Consider the following 15757-nt stretch of genomic DNA (forward strand, 5'->3'; position numbering starts at 1 on the left):
AAGCTGGCGGGAGAACGCGTTCTCTCTCGTCGACTTAGAGGGCGATTTACCGATCCGATTGATTCAATTGGATCGGATCGCGCTCCAAGGGAGAGGCGGCCCGGTAACGGGACCGCAGGGTGCGGCCCTTTGGCGGGTCGCACCTTGGGTGCTGGATGTCCTCCCCGCGCAGGGAGGCGGCGTCAGGACATGACGACGTTGACGGCGGATTCGGCCAGTTCCTTGCCGAAGCAGCGCTGGTAGAACTCGGCCACCAGCGTGCGCTCGAGCTCGTCGCACTTGTTGAGGAAGGTCACGCGGAACGAGAAGGCGAGATCCTGGAAGATCTCGGCATTCTCGGCCCAGGTGATGACGGTGCGCGGGCTCATCACGGTCGACAGGTCGCCATTGATGAAGGCCTGCCGGGTGAGGTCGGCGAGGCGGACCATGCGCGCCACCGTGTCGCGGCCGCCCTCGGTCTGGAAGTACTTCGCCTTGGACAGGACGATGTCGACTTCCTTGTCATGCGCCAGATAGTTCAGCGTGGTGACGATGGACCAGCGGTCCATCTGCGCCTGGTTGATCTGCTGCGTGCCGTGATAGAGGCCGGTCGTGTCGCCGAGGCCGATCGTGTTGGCGGTCGAGAACAGGCGGAAGGCGCCGTGCGGGCGGATGACGCGGTTCTGGTCGAGCAGCGTCAGGCGGCCGGCGCTCTCCAGCACGCGCTGGATCACGAACATCACGTCCGGGCGGCCGGCGTCATACTCGTCGAACACCAGCGCGACATTGTTCTGGTAGGCCCAGGGCAGGATGCCGTCGCGGAACTCGGTGACCTGCAGCCCGTCGCGGACCACGATGGCGTCCTTGCCGATCAGGTCGATGCGCGAGATGTGGCTGTCGAGGTTGACGCGCACGCAGGGCCAGTTCAGCCGCGCCGCCACCTGCTCGATGTGGCTCGACTTGCCGGTGCCGTGATAGCCGGTGACCATGACGCGGCGGTTATGCGCGAAGCCCGCGAGGATGGCGAGCGTGGTCGGGCGGTCGAACAGATAGTCGGGATCGACTTCCGGCACATAGGCGTCGGGTTCGGCATAGGCCGGCACGTCGAGATCGACATCGAGCCCGAACACCTGTCGGACCGAAACCTTCATGTCCGGCAGCGGGGCGGTTTGCGTGGGCGAGGCGGTCATTCTTCCTCCGTTGCCGCGCCGAAATGCACGCGGGCTTGTCTGGCAGGTGCGGCGCTTATGCGAAGCCCGCGTTCTTCAGATGATTATAGGCCTGGATCACGTCGCGCAGGCGGTCTTCGGTCGAAATATCGCCGCCATTGGCGTCCGGGTGGTATTTTTTCACCAGAACCTTGAAGCGCGCCTTGATCTCCTCCGGCGTGGCGGAAATCTCCATCCCCAGCGACTCGAAGGCGCGGCGCTCGACATTGCGCACCATGCGGCTCTCGCGCGCCGGGGCGGGGTCCGGGCGCTCGGTGCCGCCCATCTCGCCGAACACGCCGAATGGGTCGGCGAAGCCCTCGGGCGCGTGGCGGCGCGCGGTCTCGGCGGTCTTGCCGGCGCCGCGCATGCCCATCTTCCAGGTCGGGCGATGGCCGGTCAGCGCGTCCTTCTGGTAGGCGGTGACGGCATCGTCCGGCATGCCGGCGAAATAATTGTAGGACTGGTTGTACGCGCGCACATGGTCGAAGCAGTAGTTCCAGAACTGCCCCTCGCTGTGCCGCCCCTTCGGCGCGCGGTGCGTCGCCGGCTTGTCGCAGCCCGCCCACTCGCATTGCGGGCACTCCGCCTTGAGACGGCGGTCCCGGTCGGGCTTCACGCGGATGCGGTCGAAGAAGGGAGAGTCGAGCTTCATGATCCGTCGATTATGCGGCTGGCTGGCGAGGTATACAAGAAACCACCTGTTCGTCACCGTCCCCGGTGGCGATATTGACGCCCCGTGTGTCCGGAGCTAGCGCAACGTCCATGACAATCCCTGCCTCCCCAAGCCTTCCCACTGGCGATGCCGTCGCCGCGGCGCTGGCCCGCGTGCGCGCCGCCCTCGCCGAGCTGTCCCCGAGCGTGCTGGAACTCGAGGATGAGAGCCACCGCCATGAGGGCCATGGCGGCCACCGTCCCGGCCAGCTCACGCATTTACGTGTGCGGATCGTCGCGGAGGCGTTTTCCGGACAGAACAGACTGGCCCGTCACCGGATCGTGAACGGCCTGCTGGCGGATGAACTGTCGCGCGGCCTGCACGCCCTCGCCATCGAGGCCAAGGCGCCGGGCGAGTAGCGGACGCAATCTTGGTTCCCCGCCCGGAAGTTCCCCGCCTATATGGGCGCGCGGGCGTCAAATTGAAGAGCCCGCGGGCGCTCAGGCCGCCCGCGCCAGCGGGGTGACGCGCAACAAGGTGATGCGGTTGCGCTGCTTGCGCATCACCTGGAAGCGGAAGCCGTGGAACAGGAAGGTCTGTCCCGGCTCGGGGATGATGCGCGCCTCGTGGATGACGAGGCCGGCGATGGTGGTGGCTTCCTCGTCCGGCAGATCCCATCCCATGGCGCGGTTCACGTCGCGGATCGGCACCGAGCCCTCGACGCTGACCGAGCCGTCCGGGTTGCGGCGGGCGCCGGTGAAGGCGCGGTCATGCTCGTCGGTGATATCGCCGACGATCTCCTCGAGAATGTCCTCCAGCGTCACCAGCCCCATCACCTCGCCATACTCGTCGACGACGAGGGCGAAATGCTGCTTGCGCCGGCGGAAGGCCTTGAGCTGGTCGGCCAGCGAGGTGACATCCGGCACGAACCAGGGCTCGCGGGCGATCTTCTCCACCGACAGGCGGGTGACGTCGTTGCCAAGCGCCTGAAGCTCGCGCAGCAGATCCTTGGCGTGCAGCACGCCGACGATATTGTCCGGCCGCTCGCGCCACAGCGGCAGGCGGGTGAAGGGCGAGGCGAGGGCCTCGCGCACGATCTTCTCCGGCGGCTCGTCGGCATTGAGGCTCGCCATCTTGGTGCGGTGGACCATGATGTCGGAGACTTCCAGCTCGGAAAGGTCGAGCAGGCCGCCGAGCATGTCGCGCTCGTCTTTCACCACGCTGCCCTCGCGGTGCAGCAGATCGACCGCGCCGCGCAGTTCCTCGGAGGCGGAGAGCACGCTGGTGGTGGCCCCGAGCGAGACGCCGACGGCGCGCAGCAGCGCCCGCACCAAGGCCTCGATGGCGAGGGTGAGCGGGCCGAACAGGCCGACAATGATCTGGATCGGTCGCGCCACCCGCAGCGACACCTGGTCGGGGTGATTGATGGCGATGGTCTTGGGCAGCACCTCGGAGAAGATCACCACCACCACCGTCATGCCGATCGTCGCATAGGCGATGCCGGCGGTGCCGAACCACGCCAGCAAAATGCCGGTGGCGAGCGAGGAGGCGCCGATATTGACGAGGTTGTTGCCGAGCAGGATGCCGCCGATCAGCCGCTCGCGCTGGCTCATCATGCGGTTGACCAGCGCGGCGCGCGTGTCGCCGTTCTTCTCCAGCGCGTGCATGCGCGCCTTGGAGGAGGCGGTCAGCGCCGTTTCGCTGCCGGAAAAGAAGAAGGACAAGAGCAGGCAGGCGACGACGGCGCCGAGGGCGATCCAGTCATAAGCGGTCATGGCCGATGTTTACCCGGCCCGGCGCTCTTCCTCAAGGAAGGCCCGCACATCCGCCCCGTCCACGTCGCGGGCGATGAAGCTCTGGCCGATGCCACGGGCGAGGATGAAGGTGAGCGCACCGCGCGAGACCTTCTTGTCCTGACCGATGAGCGTCATCAGCCCGTCCGTGTCCGGCAGTTCGCCGGGAATGTCCTTGATGCGCGTCGGCAGGCCGACGGTTTTGAGATGGGCTTCCACGCGCTGGGCATCGGCCGGCGCGCACAGCCCCTGCCGGGCCGAGAAGCGGAAGGCCTGCGCCATGCCGATGGCGACCGCCTCGCCATGCAGCAGGCGCTGCGAGAAGCCGGCGCCGGCTTCCAGCGCATGGCCGAAGGTGTGGCCGAGATTGAGCAAGGCGCGGTCGCCGGTCTCCTTCTCGTCGCGGGCGACGACGGCGGCCTTGGAGGCGCAGCTCGTAGCGATGGCCTCGATGCGCGCGGCCCCGCCCCGGAACACGTCCTGCCATTTGCGCTCCAGCCAGGCGAAGAAGGGCGCGTTGTCGATGAGGCCGTATTTCGCCACTTCCGCATAGCCCGAGCGGAATTCGCGCAGGGGCAGCGTGTCCAGCACATCCGCATCGGCCAGCACGAGGATCGGCTGGTGGAAGGCGCCGACGAGGTTCTTGCCGTGACGCGAATTGATGCCGGTCTTGCCGCCGACGGAGGAATCGACCTGCGCCAGCAGGCTGGTCGGCACCTGCACGAAATCGACCCCGCGCCGCAGCGCCGCCGCCGCGAAGCCGGCGAGATCGCCGACCACGCCGCCGCCCAGCGCGAGAACAAGATCACGCCGCTCGATGCGGGCGGCGAGCAGGGCGTCCACCACCTCCTCGAAAACGGCAAAGCACTTGGACTTCTCGCCCGGTTCGATGAGGATGGCGCTCGGCGTCAGCCCGGCGGCGATGAGCGACGCCTCGACCGCCGGGAGATGCCGTTCGGCGACGTTGCGGTCGGTCACGATGCCGATTCGGGCGCCCGGACGCAGCGCGGCGATGCGCGCGCCCGCCTGCGCCAGCAGGCCGGGGCCGATGACGATGTCATAGCTGCGCTCGCCAAGCCCGACGCCGAGCCGGGTGATGTCGGAGGTCAGCGTCGCGGCCTCGGTCAAGTCGGCTCTCCTGTGGATGGCGCGGGCAGATGGCCCAGCAGCGCGTCGATGACTTCCTCGACCATGACGTCCTGCGGCACGTCCTGCGACACCACCGTGACCGCCGCCTCGGCATAGACCGGGTAGCGCAGGTCGATGAGCCGGGCGAGCGTGCCGGCGGGATCCTCGGTCTTGAGCAGCGGGCGGTCGTCGCGCCGGCGCACGCGGCGCAGCAGCAGGTCAAGTTCCGCCTTGAGCCAGACCGAGACGCCCAGCCGGGCGATGGCCTCGCGGGTTTCCGCGTTCATGAAGGCGCCGCCGCCGGTGGCGAGCACCATGGGCCCGGTCTCCAGCAGGCGCGCGATCACCTTCTTCTCGCCGTCGCGAAAGGCGGGCTCGCCGTGATGGGCGAAGATTTCCGGGATCGTCTTGCCGGCCGCCTGCTCGATCTCGGTATCGGCATCGGCGAAAGGCAGCGACAGCCGGCGCGCCAGGCGCTTGCCGACGGAGGATTTGCCGGCCCCCATCATGCCGACCAGAACGATGGAGCGCGTCCCCAGCCGGTCCCGCAGCTCTATTGCCTTGCTCTCGTCCGTTTCGACCGTCATCGCCGTGCCATTTCCCAAGCGCGACCTATCATCGGGCGGCACGCGACGCAATGAGATGCACCGCCTTGATGCACCGCCTCTGCTGCCCGCCTTCCCGCCGTTCCTTAAAGGCCCGGAAACACCTTAGGATCGAGATTACGGAAAATCCCGACCGAATCACCGGCCCGCCCGCCGCACGGAAGCTGACATGCCGAGCCTTATCCGCCTTCTCGTCATCCTCGGTGTCATCGCGGGCATCGGCTATGGCGCGATGTGGGCGCTGGCCAATCTCGTCGAGCCGATGCCGCGCGAGATGAGCGTCAACGTGCCGCTCGACCGGAAGACGCCGTGAGCGCGGGCGCTCGCCGTCCGGCGGCGCTGTTTCTCGACATGATCGCCGCCGAGCGCGGCGCCAGCGCCAACACGCTCGCCGCCTATGGCCGCGACATCGAGGATTACGAGGCCTTTCTCGCCACCGAGGGCGTGGGGCCGCTGGAGGCCGACACGGCCGCCATCCGCGCCTATCTCGCCGAGCTCTCCGCCCGCAGCCTCGCGGCGGCGAGCATCGCCCGGCGGCTCTCGGCGCTGCGGCAGTATCACCGCTTCCTCTATGTGGAGAATCACCGCGGCGACGATCCCTCCGCCGTGCTGGAAGGCCCGCGCCGCACCAGGCCGCTGCCCAAGGTGCTGAGCCAGGAGGACGTGACCGCGCTGATCGACACCGCCCATGCCCGCGCTGGCGAGGCGGGGCTGAGCGTGGGCGAGGCGGCGCGGCGGGCGCGGGTCGCGTGTTTCGTCGAGCTGCTCTACGCCACGGGCCTGCGCGTCTCCGAACTCGCCGCGCTCCCGGCCTCCGCCGCCAGCGCCAAGGGCGACGCCATCATCGTGCGCGGCAAGGGCAACAAGGAGCGGCTGGTCCCGCTCGGCGAGGCCGCGAAGGTGGCGATGCGCGCCTATCGCGAGGCGCAGGCGCGGGCCATGAGCGCCAAGCCGGCCGAGAAGGCCCCCCGCGCCGGCAAGGCCGGGGAGGGCGGGCGCTGGCTGTTTCCGTCCGCTGCGGCAAGCGGCCACATCACCCGCCAGCAGGTGGCGCTCGACCTGAAGGATCTCGCCGTGGCGGCGGGGCTGGACCCGGCCACACTGTCCCCCCATGTGCTGCGCCACGCCTTCGCCAGCCATCTTCTGGCCCATGGCGCGGAGCTGCGCATCGTGCAGACGCTGCTCGGCCATACCGACATCTCGACCACGCAGATCTACACCCATGTGCTCGACGAGCGGCTCAAAAGCCTCGTGCGCGACCTCCACCCGTTCGGGGACATCGGCGGCGAGTAGGTGTGGCGGGAGCAGATTTCGGCGGCGTCAGCGGATGGTCGCGGCCACCTGTTCGGCCAAAGCGAGATTTTCCGCATGGCTGCGCACGGGATAGAGCAGGCCGGAGGCGGCAGCGGCGGTCGTTCTCTTCATCGGCGCGGAGATCGTCGGGCCGTCCTTCTGGGTGAAGCTGGCGGTCTGGCCGGCCTTGAACGTCCGTTTCATCTTCTCGGACGGAGGCGCCTGGGGCATGCGGATGAACACCTGGCGCAAAATGCCGTCCCGCTGGGAGATATAGGTGATGCGGGAATAGGCACGGCCGTCGTCGCCGGGCTGGCGATAGGCGATGCGGAGCCAATCACCCGCGGCGCCGATCCGCGCCTGCGAGACGTCGGGCTTGCCAATGGTCCCGCGCTTGACGGCATTCTTGACCGCCCTCTCCGCGCTGGACCGCGTGTTGGTCTCTTCCGCGCTCGCCGGCCGGCAGATGACGTGGATATAGCTGTGCGGCGTGAGGGAGACCTTGGCGAAGGGGTGCGTGTCGAGCTTCTGGGCGGCCTCGAGATCGTAGGAGCTGATGACGTCCAGCTTCGCCCCCTCGCTCTTCGTCTTCAACGTCCAACGGGGATCGAGCCCGATGCTGAAGCCGCAGGTCGCGAAGGCGACGCTGCTTGGCGCGTAGGGGATATTGGCGGCGTCGTAGGGTTCGAGAACCTCGATGTCGACATCGTCGGTGTCGGAGGCCTGGGCGTTCGCGGGAGACGGCGCCAGCAGCGCCACCAGGGCGAGTGGCGCGGCGAGTGGCGCGGCATGGCGGCGCAGGCTTGAAAGCGTGGTCCAAATCACGGTTCTCACCACTTCTCGTGTGCGGTGACGCGGGAACAGGCACCTAAGCCTGCCCGGAATTTCGAGGTTCTGACGACAGTGCGACACTGTTGCCGCTGACGGGGATGGCCGCTGACGTTCACGCGGGGATTTAGAAGGTGTCAGAATGTGTCGGGGCGCGATGCGGCGCAAGTCCGGGCGTCGATCGGGCTTCCTCGGTCCGGATGGCGAATGGGCGCAAGGGGGAAATGCGAGGGGGTGAATCCAAGGGGACAACGACCTGCCGGCAGCACGCCGCCAGCGCCCGACGCCGCCGGATGCGCACGCGGCGGGGGCGAAAACCGTTCCTTGCCTTGACGTCGCCACCCTCTCGGGGCAGCTTCCGCGCGACCTTAAAGGGCCCCACGTCCGCGGGGCTGTTCTCCTGAAGCCGGATTCACCGACAAGCAATGCGCAGCTACCTCGATTTTGAGAAGCCCGTGGCCGAGCTCGAGGCCAAGCTCGAAGAACTGCGGGCGGTCGCCGCGCAGGGTGACGCGGTCGCCATTGGCGACGACATCAGCCGGTTGCAGGGCAAGGCGCAGGACGCGCTGGTGCAGCTCTATGCCAACCTGACGCCCTGGCAGAAGGCGCAGGTGGCGCGCCACCCGATGCGCCCGCACTTCCGCGACTACGCCACCACGCTGTTCGAGGAATTCGACCCGCTGGCCGGCGACCGCAAATTCGGCGACGACCAGGCGATCATCGGCGGCTTCGCGCGCTTTCGCGGCCGGCCGGTCTGCCTGATCGGGCAGGAGAAGGGCTCGACCACCGAGACCCGCATCAAGCACAATTTCGGCATGGCGCGGCCTGAGGGCTACCGCAAGGCGGCGCGGCTGATGGAGCTGGCCGACCGCTTCTCGCTGCCCGTGATCTCGCTGGTCGACACCGCCGGCGCCTTCCCCGGCCTCGACGCCGAGGAGCGCGGCCAGGCCGAGGCGATCGCCCGCTCGACCGATGCGTGCCTGTCGCTCGGCGTGCCGAATGTCGCCGTCATCATCGGCGAGGGCGGCTCGGGCGGGGCCATCGCCATCGCCACCGCCAACCGGGTGCTCATGCTGGAGCATTCGATCTACTCGGTCATCTCGCCGGAAGGCGCGGCCTCGATCCTGTGGCGCGACACCGCCAAGGCACAGGAAGCGGCGATGAACATGAAGATCACCGCGCAGGATCTCGCGCGCTTCCACATCATCGACGGCATCATCCCCGAGCCGCCGGGCGGCGCGCATCGCGACCCGCTGGCGGCGATGAACGCCACCGGCGACGCCATCGAATCGGCGCTGACCGGGCTCGACGGGCTCGACGGCCCGGCGCTGCGCAAGGCGCGGCGCGAAAAATTCCTCGCCATCGGCCGCACGCTGTGAGCGCCGCCCCGCGCCGCTTGGTGGCCGGGGCGGGCTTGCGGTAAACTCGCGTCGGGGCTAACGCTTTGTATCGGTTCCGCGTGGGACCGGGGAGTATCGGGATTGAGCCTTTCGGCGTTTTCTCGGCAGACGATGGCGGGCGCGCGTCGCACGTCGTCGCAGACAGGGCCATTGCGTGCGTGGCCGGCGCGTCTGCGCCTCACGCTGATGGCCGGCTGCGCGGCGCTCGCGCTTGCCGCCTGCACGGGCGATGACGGTCCCGGCCCGCTCTCCAAGTCGATGGTGCTGTCGCCGAAGACGGTGGCGCTGATCCAGGAAAAGCAGATGGCGCCGACGAGCCCGATCGTCGTGCGCATCTACAAGGAAGAATCCGAGCTGGAGGTCTGGAAGGAGACCACCAGCGGCGAGTACGCGCTGCTCAAGACCTACCCGATCTGCCGCTGGTCCGGCGAATTGGGGCCGAAGGTCAAGGAGGGCGACCGCCAGGCGCCGGAGGGGTTCTATACGATCACCCCGGGCCAGATGAACCCGAACTCGCAATATTACCTCGCCTTCGACCTCGGCTTTCCCAATGCCTATGACAAGGCGCTCGGTCGCTACGGCTCGAACCTGATGGTGCATGGCGACTGCTCGTCACGCGGCTGCTACGCCATGACCGACGAGCAGATCCAGGAACTGTTCGTCCTCGGGCGTGAGAGCTTCAAGGGCGGGCAGCGCTCCTTCCAGGTGCAGGCCTATCCGTTCCGCATGACGGCCGACAACATGGTCCGTCACCGCAACAACCCGAACCTCGCCTTCTGGAAGATGCTGAAGGAAGGCAGCGATACGTTCGAGCTGACCAAGGCGCCGCCCAAGGTCGGCTACTGCGGCAAGAAATACGTCTTCAACGCCACGCCGACCGACCCGACGCAGAAGTTCCAGGCGGCGTTGCCCTGCCCGGACTACACGCTGCCGGAAGGGCTGGGCGAGGAGATCGCCGCCCGCCAGCAGGAGGTCGCCACCAAGATCGCCAGCGCCGGCTCGGGCGAGCCCGTCGCGCCGGTGAAGACCGGCAAGGATGGCGGGATGCACAAGGTGTTCCTCGCCAAGCTGCAGAACCCGGAGCTGAAGGCGCCCGGCTCGCTGCCGCCGGTGGTGAAGCCGCCGGGCAGCACCGAAGGCGTGGCGACCAATGAGCCCGCGCCGGAGGAGACGGTCGCGCTCGCCCAGGCCGATGTGGTGCCGACGCTCGCCAATGTGCCGCTGCCCGCGCCGCGCCCGAGTGATGCGCCCGCCGCCACCGCCGTGGCCGCCAGCGAGGCGCCGAGCCTGTTCGGTGCCCGCACCCCGGCCGCGACCGCACCGGGCACGCAGGTCGCCGCGCTCGAAGGCGGCGGCGGCTTCCTCGACAGCGTGAAAAGCCTGTTCGGCGGTTCCTCCGCCGCGCCGGCGGCGCCGACCTCCAACGCCGAGCCGGCGCCGAGCGCGGCGGCTCCCGCTGCCGCCACCCCGGCTCCGGCCGCTGCCGCTGCAACGGTGCCCGCCCCCTCGACGGCAGGCACTCCCGCGACGCCTGCTGCGGCGACGCCAGCGCCGGCCGCGTCGGGCTTCTCGCTCACCAGCCTGTTCAGCGGCCTCTCGCTGTCGAAGCCCGAGGCGGCGCCGGCGGCGACGGAGGCCCCGGCCGATGTGCCGATGCCTCCCGTCCGGCCGCCCGTGCCACAGGCGAGCGCGCGTCCCGCCGCGACCCCGGCGGCGCATAACGCCGCCCGCCCGGCCGCGACGCCGGTGGCCGCGCCCGCTGCCCCCGCTTCCCCGAGCTACGCCACGGTCCCGACACCGGCTGTCGCTTCGGAAACCCCGGTGCTGCGCCCCTCCGTCGCCGGCTCGGACAGCACGGGCGCGGCGCTCCCCGGCGCGACCATCCTCACCCCCGGCAGTTTCTCCTCGAGCGCCCAGTAGCGGTTGTAATCGCCGCATGGCGTCAAACGATCCCGGCGCTTCGGCCGGGATGACGGCTAGTGCCTCGTCATCCCGGACGGCCGCAGGCCGATCCGGGATCGCGTGCCGGTACGGTGCGTGCAGATGAGGGAATGCCGGTGAGCGACGTGCGGGTGAGGGCCTGCGGGGCACGATCCCGGCTCTGCGCTGCGCTTCGGCCGGGATGACGGATCGCCGGGGACGCGTGGCCGACCGGGGCGCGTGGCCACCGTAATGACCGCCCCGGCCGTTCAGGCGATCGCGGACGCGTGGATGCTGGCGATGCGCCAGCGGGCTCCCTCGCGCCGCCAGACGCGGGTGAAGCGCAGGGCGGCGGCGAAGGGCGCGCCGGCGGCGGTGCCCTCGGCCTCGACCCGTAGCCAGACGAGCATCGCGTCCGCGCCGAGGGGCGACAAGCGGTAGTCGGAGAATTCCAGCCGCGTGAGCGTCAGCATGCCGGTGCGGTGCAGGTCGAGATCCTGCTGCTTGGTCAAGAGCCGGCCGGCGCTGTCGATGAAGACGAGATCATCGGCCAGCAGCGCGTCGAGCGCGGATACGTCGCCGGCCAGCGCGGCGTCGCGCAGGCGGGCTTCAGTGGCCGCGACCTCGCTTCTGTCCCTGTCGGGGAGCGAGGCCGCGTCCACCGGCATCAGATGAACTTGCCGTGGCAGTGCTTGTACTTCAGACCCGAGCCGCAGGGGCAGGGCTCGTTGCGCCCGACGCGGCCCCAGGTGGCGGGGTCGTTCGGGTCACGCGGCTGGCCATTCTCGTCGACCGAGGGGGCGAGCGTTGCCCGCGCGGCGAACTCGGCATCGGCCAGCGCGAACTCGTCCTCGCCCGTATCGGCGTCGATATGGTGCGCGGCCATCGGCGGCAGGTCGTCCGCCGGCGGCTGGGTCATGATCTCCACCCGCATCATCTGGGCGGTGACCGCCTCGCGCAAATTGGCGAGCATGGCCTCGAAGAGCTGGAACGCCTCGGACTTGTACTCGTTCAGCGGGTCGCGCTGGGCATAGCCGCGCAGGCCGACCACCTGACGCAGATGGTCGAGCGTGACGAGGTGCTCGCGCCAGAGGTGATCGAGCGTCTGGAGAAGGATCGACTTCTCCACATAGCGCATGATCTCCGGGCCATATTTGGCGGCCTTGGCGGCCATGGCCTCGTCGGCCCGGCGCTGGATGCGCTCGCGCATCTCCTCGTCGGCGATGCCTTCCTCGGCGGCCCATTCCTTGACCGGCAGGTCGAGGCCGAGCACACCGCGCAGCGCCTCGGCGAGGCCATCGGTGTTCCACTGCTCGGGATAGGCGTTCGGCGGCACGAACTTCGTGACGAGATCGTCGATGACGCCATGGCGCATCTCCGCGACCGTCTCGGCCACGTCCTCGTCATGCATCAGCTCGATGCGCTGCTCGAAGACGACCTTGCGCTGGTCGTTCATCACGTCATCGTATTTCAGCAGGTTCTTGCGGATGTCGTAGTTGCGCGCCTCGACCTTCTGCTGCGCCTTTTCCAGCGCGCGGTTGATCCAGGGATGGACGATCGCCTCGCCCTCCTTGAGGCCGAGCTTCTGCAGCATGCCGTCGAGCCGGTCCGACCCGAAAATGCGCATCAGGTCGTCTTCCAGCGACAGGAAGAAATGCGAGTGGCCGGGGTCGCCCTGGCGGCCGGAGCGGCCGCGCAGCTGGTTGTCGATGCGCCGGCTCTCATGGCGCTCGGTGCCGATGACGTAGAGGCCGCCGGCTTCCAGCGCCTTCTTCTTCAGCCGGGCGATCTCGTCGCGGATGCGCTGCTCGGCCGCCACGCGCTCCTCGCCCTCGGCAAGGTGCGGCAGCTCGTGCTGGATGCGCATCTCGGCATTGCCGCCGAGCTGGATGTCGGTGCCGCGGCCGGCCATGTTGGTGGCGATGGTGATGGCGCCCGGCACGCCGGCCTGCGCGACGATGTAGGATTCCTGCTCGTGGTGGCGGGCGTTCAGCACCGCGAACACCTTGTCGTCCGCCGTGCCCTGATCGCCGTCATAGAGCGGGCGGAAGGCGTCGGGGTCGGAGAAGTCCTTCTGCTTGAAGCCGCGCTTCTTCAGCAGCTCCGCCAGCAGTTCCGACTTCTCGATCGAGGTGGTGCCGACCAGCACCGGCTGGCCGCGTCCCTTGCACTCGGTGATGAGGTCGATGATGGCGTTGTATTTCTCGGTGGCGGTCCGATAGACTTCGTCGTCATCGTCGACGCGCTGCACCGGCAGGTTGGTCGGGATTTCGACCACTTCGAGATTGTAGATGTCCTGGAACTCGGCCGCTTCGGTGTTCGCCGTGCCGGTCATGCCGGCCAGCTTCTCATACATGCGGAAATAGTTCTGGAAGGTGATGGAGGCGAGCGTCTGGTTCTCGGGCTGAACCTGCACGCGCTCCTTGGCTTCCAGCGCCTGGTGCAGGCCTTCCGAATAGCGGCGGCCCGGCATCATGCGGCCGGTGAACTCGTCGATGATGACGACTTCATTGTTGCGGACGATGTAGTCCTTGTCGCGCTGGAACAGCGTGTGGGCCCGCAGCGCCTGGTTGACGTGATGGACGACCGAGACGTTCTCGATGTCGTAGAGGCTCTCGCCCTTGAGCAGGCCGGCTTCGCGCAGCAGGGTCTCCATCTTCTCCATGCCGGCTTCGGTCATGGCGACGGAGCGCTGCTTCTCGTCGACCTCGTAATCCTCCTTCGACAGCTTGGGAATGTAGGTGTCGATGGTGTTGTAGAAATCCGAGCGGTCGTCGAGCGGGCCGGAGATGATGAGCGGGGTGCGCGCCTCGTCAATCAGGATCGAGTCGACCTCGTCGACCACGGCGAAGAAGTGCGGGCGCTGGACCATCTGGTTCAGCTCGTACTTCATGTTGTCGCGCAGATAGTCGAAGCCGAGCTCGTTATTGGTCGCGTAGGTCACGTCGCAGGCATAGGCCGCGCGGCGCTCATTGTCGTCCATGCCGTGATGGATGATGCCGACGGTGAGGCCAAGGAAGCGGTAGACGCGCCCCATCCATTCCGCGTCGCGCTTGGCGAGGTAGTCGTTCACGGTGACGACGTGGACGCCCTTGCCGGTCAGCGCGTTGAGATAGACCGGGCCGGTCGCCACCAGCGTCTTGCCTTCGCCGGTGCGCATCTCGGCGATGCCGCGCTCATGCAGCACCATGCCGCCGATGAGCTGTACGTCGAAATGCCGCTGCCCGAGGGCGCGCTTGGCCGCCTCGCGCACCGTGGCGAAGGCGGGGATGAGCAGGTCGTCGAGGCTGGCGCCATTGGCGAGCTGTTCGCGGAAGGTGACGGTGCGCGCGCGCAGCTCGTCATCCGTGAGCGCGATCAGCTCCGGTTCGAGCGCATTGATGGCGGCGACCTTCGGCCGGTAGCCGCGCACGCGGCGTTCATTGGCCGATCCGAAGAGCTTTCGCGCGAGAGCGCCGAACATGAGGTATCCAATCCGTGTCCCGCCAGGGGCCGAAACCGGATCGCGGCGGTGACGGGCCACCGGATCCTGTGCGCACGTCCCGCGCGAGCGCAAGGGCCGGATCTCATCGAGACCCCATTTGCGGCTGAAATGGGTCCGGAAGTTCTGGCCGCTGCGACACCCATGCGGGGCGTCCCGTCACATAAATGCGAGCGCCGGGGAGCCCCCGCGACGCCTGCCACACTTATGAACGGGTTTGGGGGTTGTCAATCGCGTGCCGGACGACAGCTCTTGTCCTGCGACGCCATTCACCTTGCGTGAGGCACGTCGCGGGCTGTGCCGCCGCCCGGCTGCGTGCCGGGTTCGTCCGGCCGTGACCATCCTACCGGCTTGCAACCTGGCGCCGACTGGGCCAGCTTTCGCCGCCCATGCGGACAACCGCCATTTGAGGAACGCTCCATGACTCGCCATCGCCCGCACGCCGTGCTCCAGGCGACCTTCCGTCCCGCCGCCGGTCTCGTGCGCGCCGGACTTCTCGCCGCGCTCGTCGGCGTTGCCGCGCTTCCGGCGCTCCCGGCCCTGGCGCAGACGGCCCCCGCCGCTCCGGCCACGGCGGCTGCCACCACGGGCGACAACCCGGTGCTCGCCATCGTCAACGGCACGGAAATCCGCCGCAGCGACCTGACCGCCGCCGCCGAGGAACTGGGCCCGAATCTGCCGCAGCAGATCCAGGGCGCGGCGCGCGATGAATATGTGCTCGGCTTCCTCATCGACCTGACCGCCATGGCGCAGGCCGCCGAGGCCGACAAGCTGGCCGACACCCCGGCCTTCAAGCAGCAGTACGAGTTCATCCGCAAGCGCCTGCTCATGCAGGCCCTGCTGGAGAAGGCCACCAAGGCCGCGCTGACCGACGCCGCTTTCCAGCAGACCTATGAGGATGCGGTGAAGCAGCAGAAGCCGGAAGAGGAAGTGCACGCCCGCCACATCCTGTTCCGCGCCGACCCGAACGATCCCAAGGCGCAGGCCGAGGCCGAGAAGAAGGCCAAGGACGTCGAGGCCCAGCTCAAAAAGGGCGCCGACTTCGCCAAGCTCGCCAGCCAGCTGACCGAAGACCCGTCCGGCAAGGAGGATGGCGGCGATCTCGGCTTCTTCACCAAGGAGCAGATGGTGCCGGAATTCGCCGAGGTGGCCTTCACCCTGAAGCCGGGCGAAGTGTCCCAGCCGGTGAAGACCCAGTTCGGCTGGCATGTCATCAAGGTTGACGAGAAGCGCACCAAGCCGGTGCCGACCCTCGCCGAGGTGAAGCCGCAGATCGAGCAGTTCCTCGCCCAGAAGGCGCAGGCCGAGACCGTGCAGAAGATCCGCGAGGCCGCCAAGGTGGAAAAGACCGCCGCCGCGCCGAAGCCCGCCGATCTCGTCACCCCGCCCGCCGGCGCCGCCGCCCCGGCCGCCCCCGCCGCCCCGGCGCAGTGACCCTTCGGTCCTGACAACGACCAAGGCCCCGGC

14 protein-coding genes are annotated in these 15757 nt (G+C 68.5%); 6 read left to right on the forward strand and 8 right to left on the reverse strand.

Annotation, left to right across the window (positions count from 1 at the left end):
* Positions 1–182 precede the first annotated feature (182 nt).
* Together cobS and OU996_RS08855 are read right to left on the reverse strand one after the other, a co-directional pair.
* Entirely contained in the window at positions 183–1169 is a 987-nt protein-coding gene (gene cobS, locus OU996_RS08850) for a cobaltochelatase subunit CobS (RefSeq protein WP_267585228.1), read from the reverse strand.
* A 55-nt stretch (positions 1170–1224) separates the two neighbouring features.
* Positions 1225–1842 (reverse strand): J domain-containing protein, encoded by a 618-nt coding sequence (locus OU996_RS08855; protein ID WP_267585229.1) that lies wholly within the window; start codon positions 1840–1842, stop codon positions 1225–1227.
* A 110-nt stretch (positions 1843–1952) separates the two neighbouring features.
* On the opposite strand from OU996_RS08855, the gene OU996_RS08860 reads away from it, so the two are divergent.
* Positions 1953–2261 (forward strand): BolA family protein, encoded by a 309-nt coding sequence (locus OU996_RS08860; RefSeq protein ID WP_267585230.1) that lies wholly within the window; start codon positions 1953–1955, stop codon positions 2259–2261.
* Between the two features lie 81 nt (positions 2262–2342).
* On the opposite strand, the gene OU996_RS08865 is transcribed toward OU996_RS08860, so the two are convergent.
* From OU996_RS08865 to OU996_RS08875, 3 genes are read right to left on the reverse strand one after another with little or no spacing between them, the layout of a single operon-like run.
* Positions 2343–3617, reverse strand: coding sequence for an HlyC/CorC family transporter (locus OU996_RS08865; protein WP_267585231.1), 1275 nt, complete (start codon positions 3615–3617; stop codon positions 2343–2345).
* 9 nt (positions 3618–3626) lie between these two features.
* Complete coding sequence (gene aroB / locus OU996_RS08870) at positions 3627–4763, reverse strand: 3-dehydroquinate synthase (RefSeq protein ID WP_267585232.1); 1137 nt, start codon at positions 4761–4763, stop codon at positions 3627–3629.
* A complete protein-coding gene (locus OU996_RS08875) occupies positions 4760–5350 on the reverse strand; it encodes a shikimate kinase (protein WP_267585233.1) in 591 nt (196 codons plus the stop codon). Before OU996_RS08875 ends, aroB begins: the two co-directional genes overlap by 4 nt.
* Before the next feature lie 187 nt (positions 5351–5537).
* On the opposite strand from OU996_RS08875, the gene OU996_RS08880 reads away from it, so the two are divergent.
* Both OU996_RS08880 and OU996_RS08885 read left to right on the forward strand, forming a co-directional pair.
* A complete protein-coding gene (locus OU996_RS08880) occupies positions 5538–5681 on the forward strand; it encodes a hypothetical protein (RefSeq protein ID WP_267585234.1) in 144 nt (47 codons plus the stop codon).
* Positions 5678–6661 carry a site-specific tyrosine recombinase XerD gene (locus tag OU996_RS08885; RefSeq protein ID WP_267585235.1) on the forward strand — a complete coding sequence of 328 codons (984 nt, stop codon included), beginning with the start codon at positions 5678–5680 and terminating at the stop codon, positions 6659–6661. The genes OU996_RS08880 and OU996_RS08885 overlap by 4 nt, the downstream gene beginning before the upstream one ends.
* Before the next feature lie 27 nt (positions 6662–6688).
* Here the strand turns inward: OU996_RS08885 and OU996_RS08890 are convergent, their stop codons facing one another.
* Positions 6689–7495 carry a hypothetical protein gene (locus OU996_RS08890; protein WP_267585236.1) on the reverse strand — a complete coding sequence of 269 codons (807 nt, stop codon included), beginning with the start codon at positions 7493–7495 and terminating at the stop codon, positions 6689–6691.
* A 419-nt stretch (positions 7496–7914) separates the two neighbouring features.
* On the opposite strand from OU996_RS08890, the gene OU996_RS08895 reads away from it, so the two are divergent.
* Positions 7915–8868 carry an acetyl-CoA carboxylase carboxyltransferase subunit alpha gene (locus OU996_RS08895; RefSeq protein WP_267585237.1) on the forward strand — a complete coding sequence of 318 codons (954 nt, stop codon included), beginning with the start codon at positions 7915–7917 and terminating at the stop codon, positions 8866–8868.
* Between the two features lie 171 nt (positions 8869–9039).
* Positions 9040–10809, forward strand: coding sequence for a L,D-transpeptidase family protein (locus OU996_RS08900; RefSeq protein ID WP_267585238.1), 1770 nt, complete (start codon positions 9040–9042; stop codon positions 10807–10809).
* A gap of 269 nt (positions 10810–11078) precedes the next feature.
* On the opposite strand, the gene OU996_RS08905 is transcribed toward OU996_RS08900, so the two are convergent.
* A complete protein-coding gene (locus OU996_RS08905) occupies positions 11079–11477 on the reverse strand; it encodes a nuclear transport factor 2 family protein (protein ID WP_267585239.1) in 399 nt (132 codons plus the stop codon).
* Positions 11477–14272, reverse strand: a complete 2796-nt coding sequence (secA, locus tag OU996_RS08910; protein WP_267585240.1) for a preprotein translocase subunit SecA — start codon at positions 14270–14272, stop codon at positions 11477–11479. Before secA ends, OU996_RS08905 begins: the two co-directional genes overlap by 1 nt.
* A 438-nt stretch (positions 14273–14710) precedes the next feature.
* On the opposite strand from secA, the gene OU996_RS08915 reads away from it, so the two are divergent.
* Positions 14711–15724, forward strand: a complete 1014-nt coding sequence (locus OU996_RS08915) for a peptidylprolyl isomerase (protein ID WP_267585241.1) — start codon at positions 14711–14713, stop codon at positions 15722–15724.
* Positions 15725–15757: the final 33 nt, after the last annotated feature.

The sequence above is a fragment of the Ancylobacter sp. SL191 genome (assembly GCF_026625645.1).
In the GTDB taxonomy this organism is placed as follows: Bacteria; Pseudomonadota; Alphaproteobacteria; order Rhizobiales; family Xanthobacteraceae; genus Ancylobacter.

Excerpts from the sequence above, each read along its gene's own strand:
- OU996_RS08860 (WP_267585230.1), top strand. The coding sequence starts at position 1,953 with ATGACAATCCCTGCCTCCCCAAGCCTTCCCACTGGCGATGCCGTCGCC.
- OU996_RS08880 (WP_267585234.1), top strand. The coding sequence starts at position 5,538 with ATGCCGAGCCTTATCCGCCTTCTCGTCATCCTCGGTGTCATCGCGGGC.
- OU996_RS08855 (WP_267585229.1), bottom strand. The coding sequence starts at position 1,842 with ATGAAGCTCGACTCTCCCTTCTTCGACCGCATCCGCGTGAAGCCCGAC.
- cobS (WP_267585228.1), bottom strand. The coding sequence starts at position 1,169 with ATGACCGCCTCGCCCACGCAAACCGCCCCGCTGCCGGACATGAAGGTT.
- OU996_RS08875 (WP_267585233.1), bottom strand. The coding sequence starts at position 5,350 with ATGACGGTCGAAACGGACGAGAGCAAGGCAATAGAGCTGCGGGACCGG.
- OU996_RS08895 (WP_267585237.1), top strand. The coding sequence starts at position 7,915 with ATGCGCAGCTACCTCGATTTTGAGAAGCCCGTGGCCGAGCTCGAGGCC.
- OU996_RS08915 (WP_267585241.1), top strand. The coding sequence starts at position 14,711 with ATGACTCGCCATCGCCCGCACGCCGTGCTCCAGGCGACCTTCCGTCCC.
- secA (WP_267585240.1), bottom strand. The coding sequence starts at position 14,272 with ATGTTCGGCGCTCTCGCGCGAAAGCTCTTCGGATCGGCCAATGAACGC.
- OU996_RS08865 (WP_267585231.1), bottom strand. The coding sequence starts at position 3,617 with ATGACCGCTTATGACTGGATCGCCCTCGGCGCCGTCGTCGCCTGCCTG.
- OU996_RS08905 (WP_267585239.1), bottom strand. The coding sequence starts at position 11,477 with ATGCCGGTGGACGCGGCCTCGCTCCCCGACAGGGACAGAAGCGAGGTC.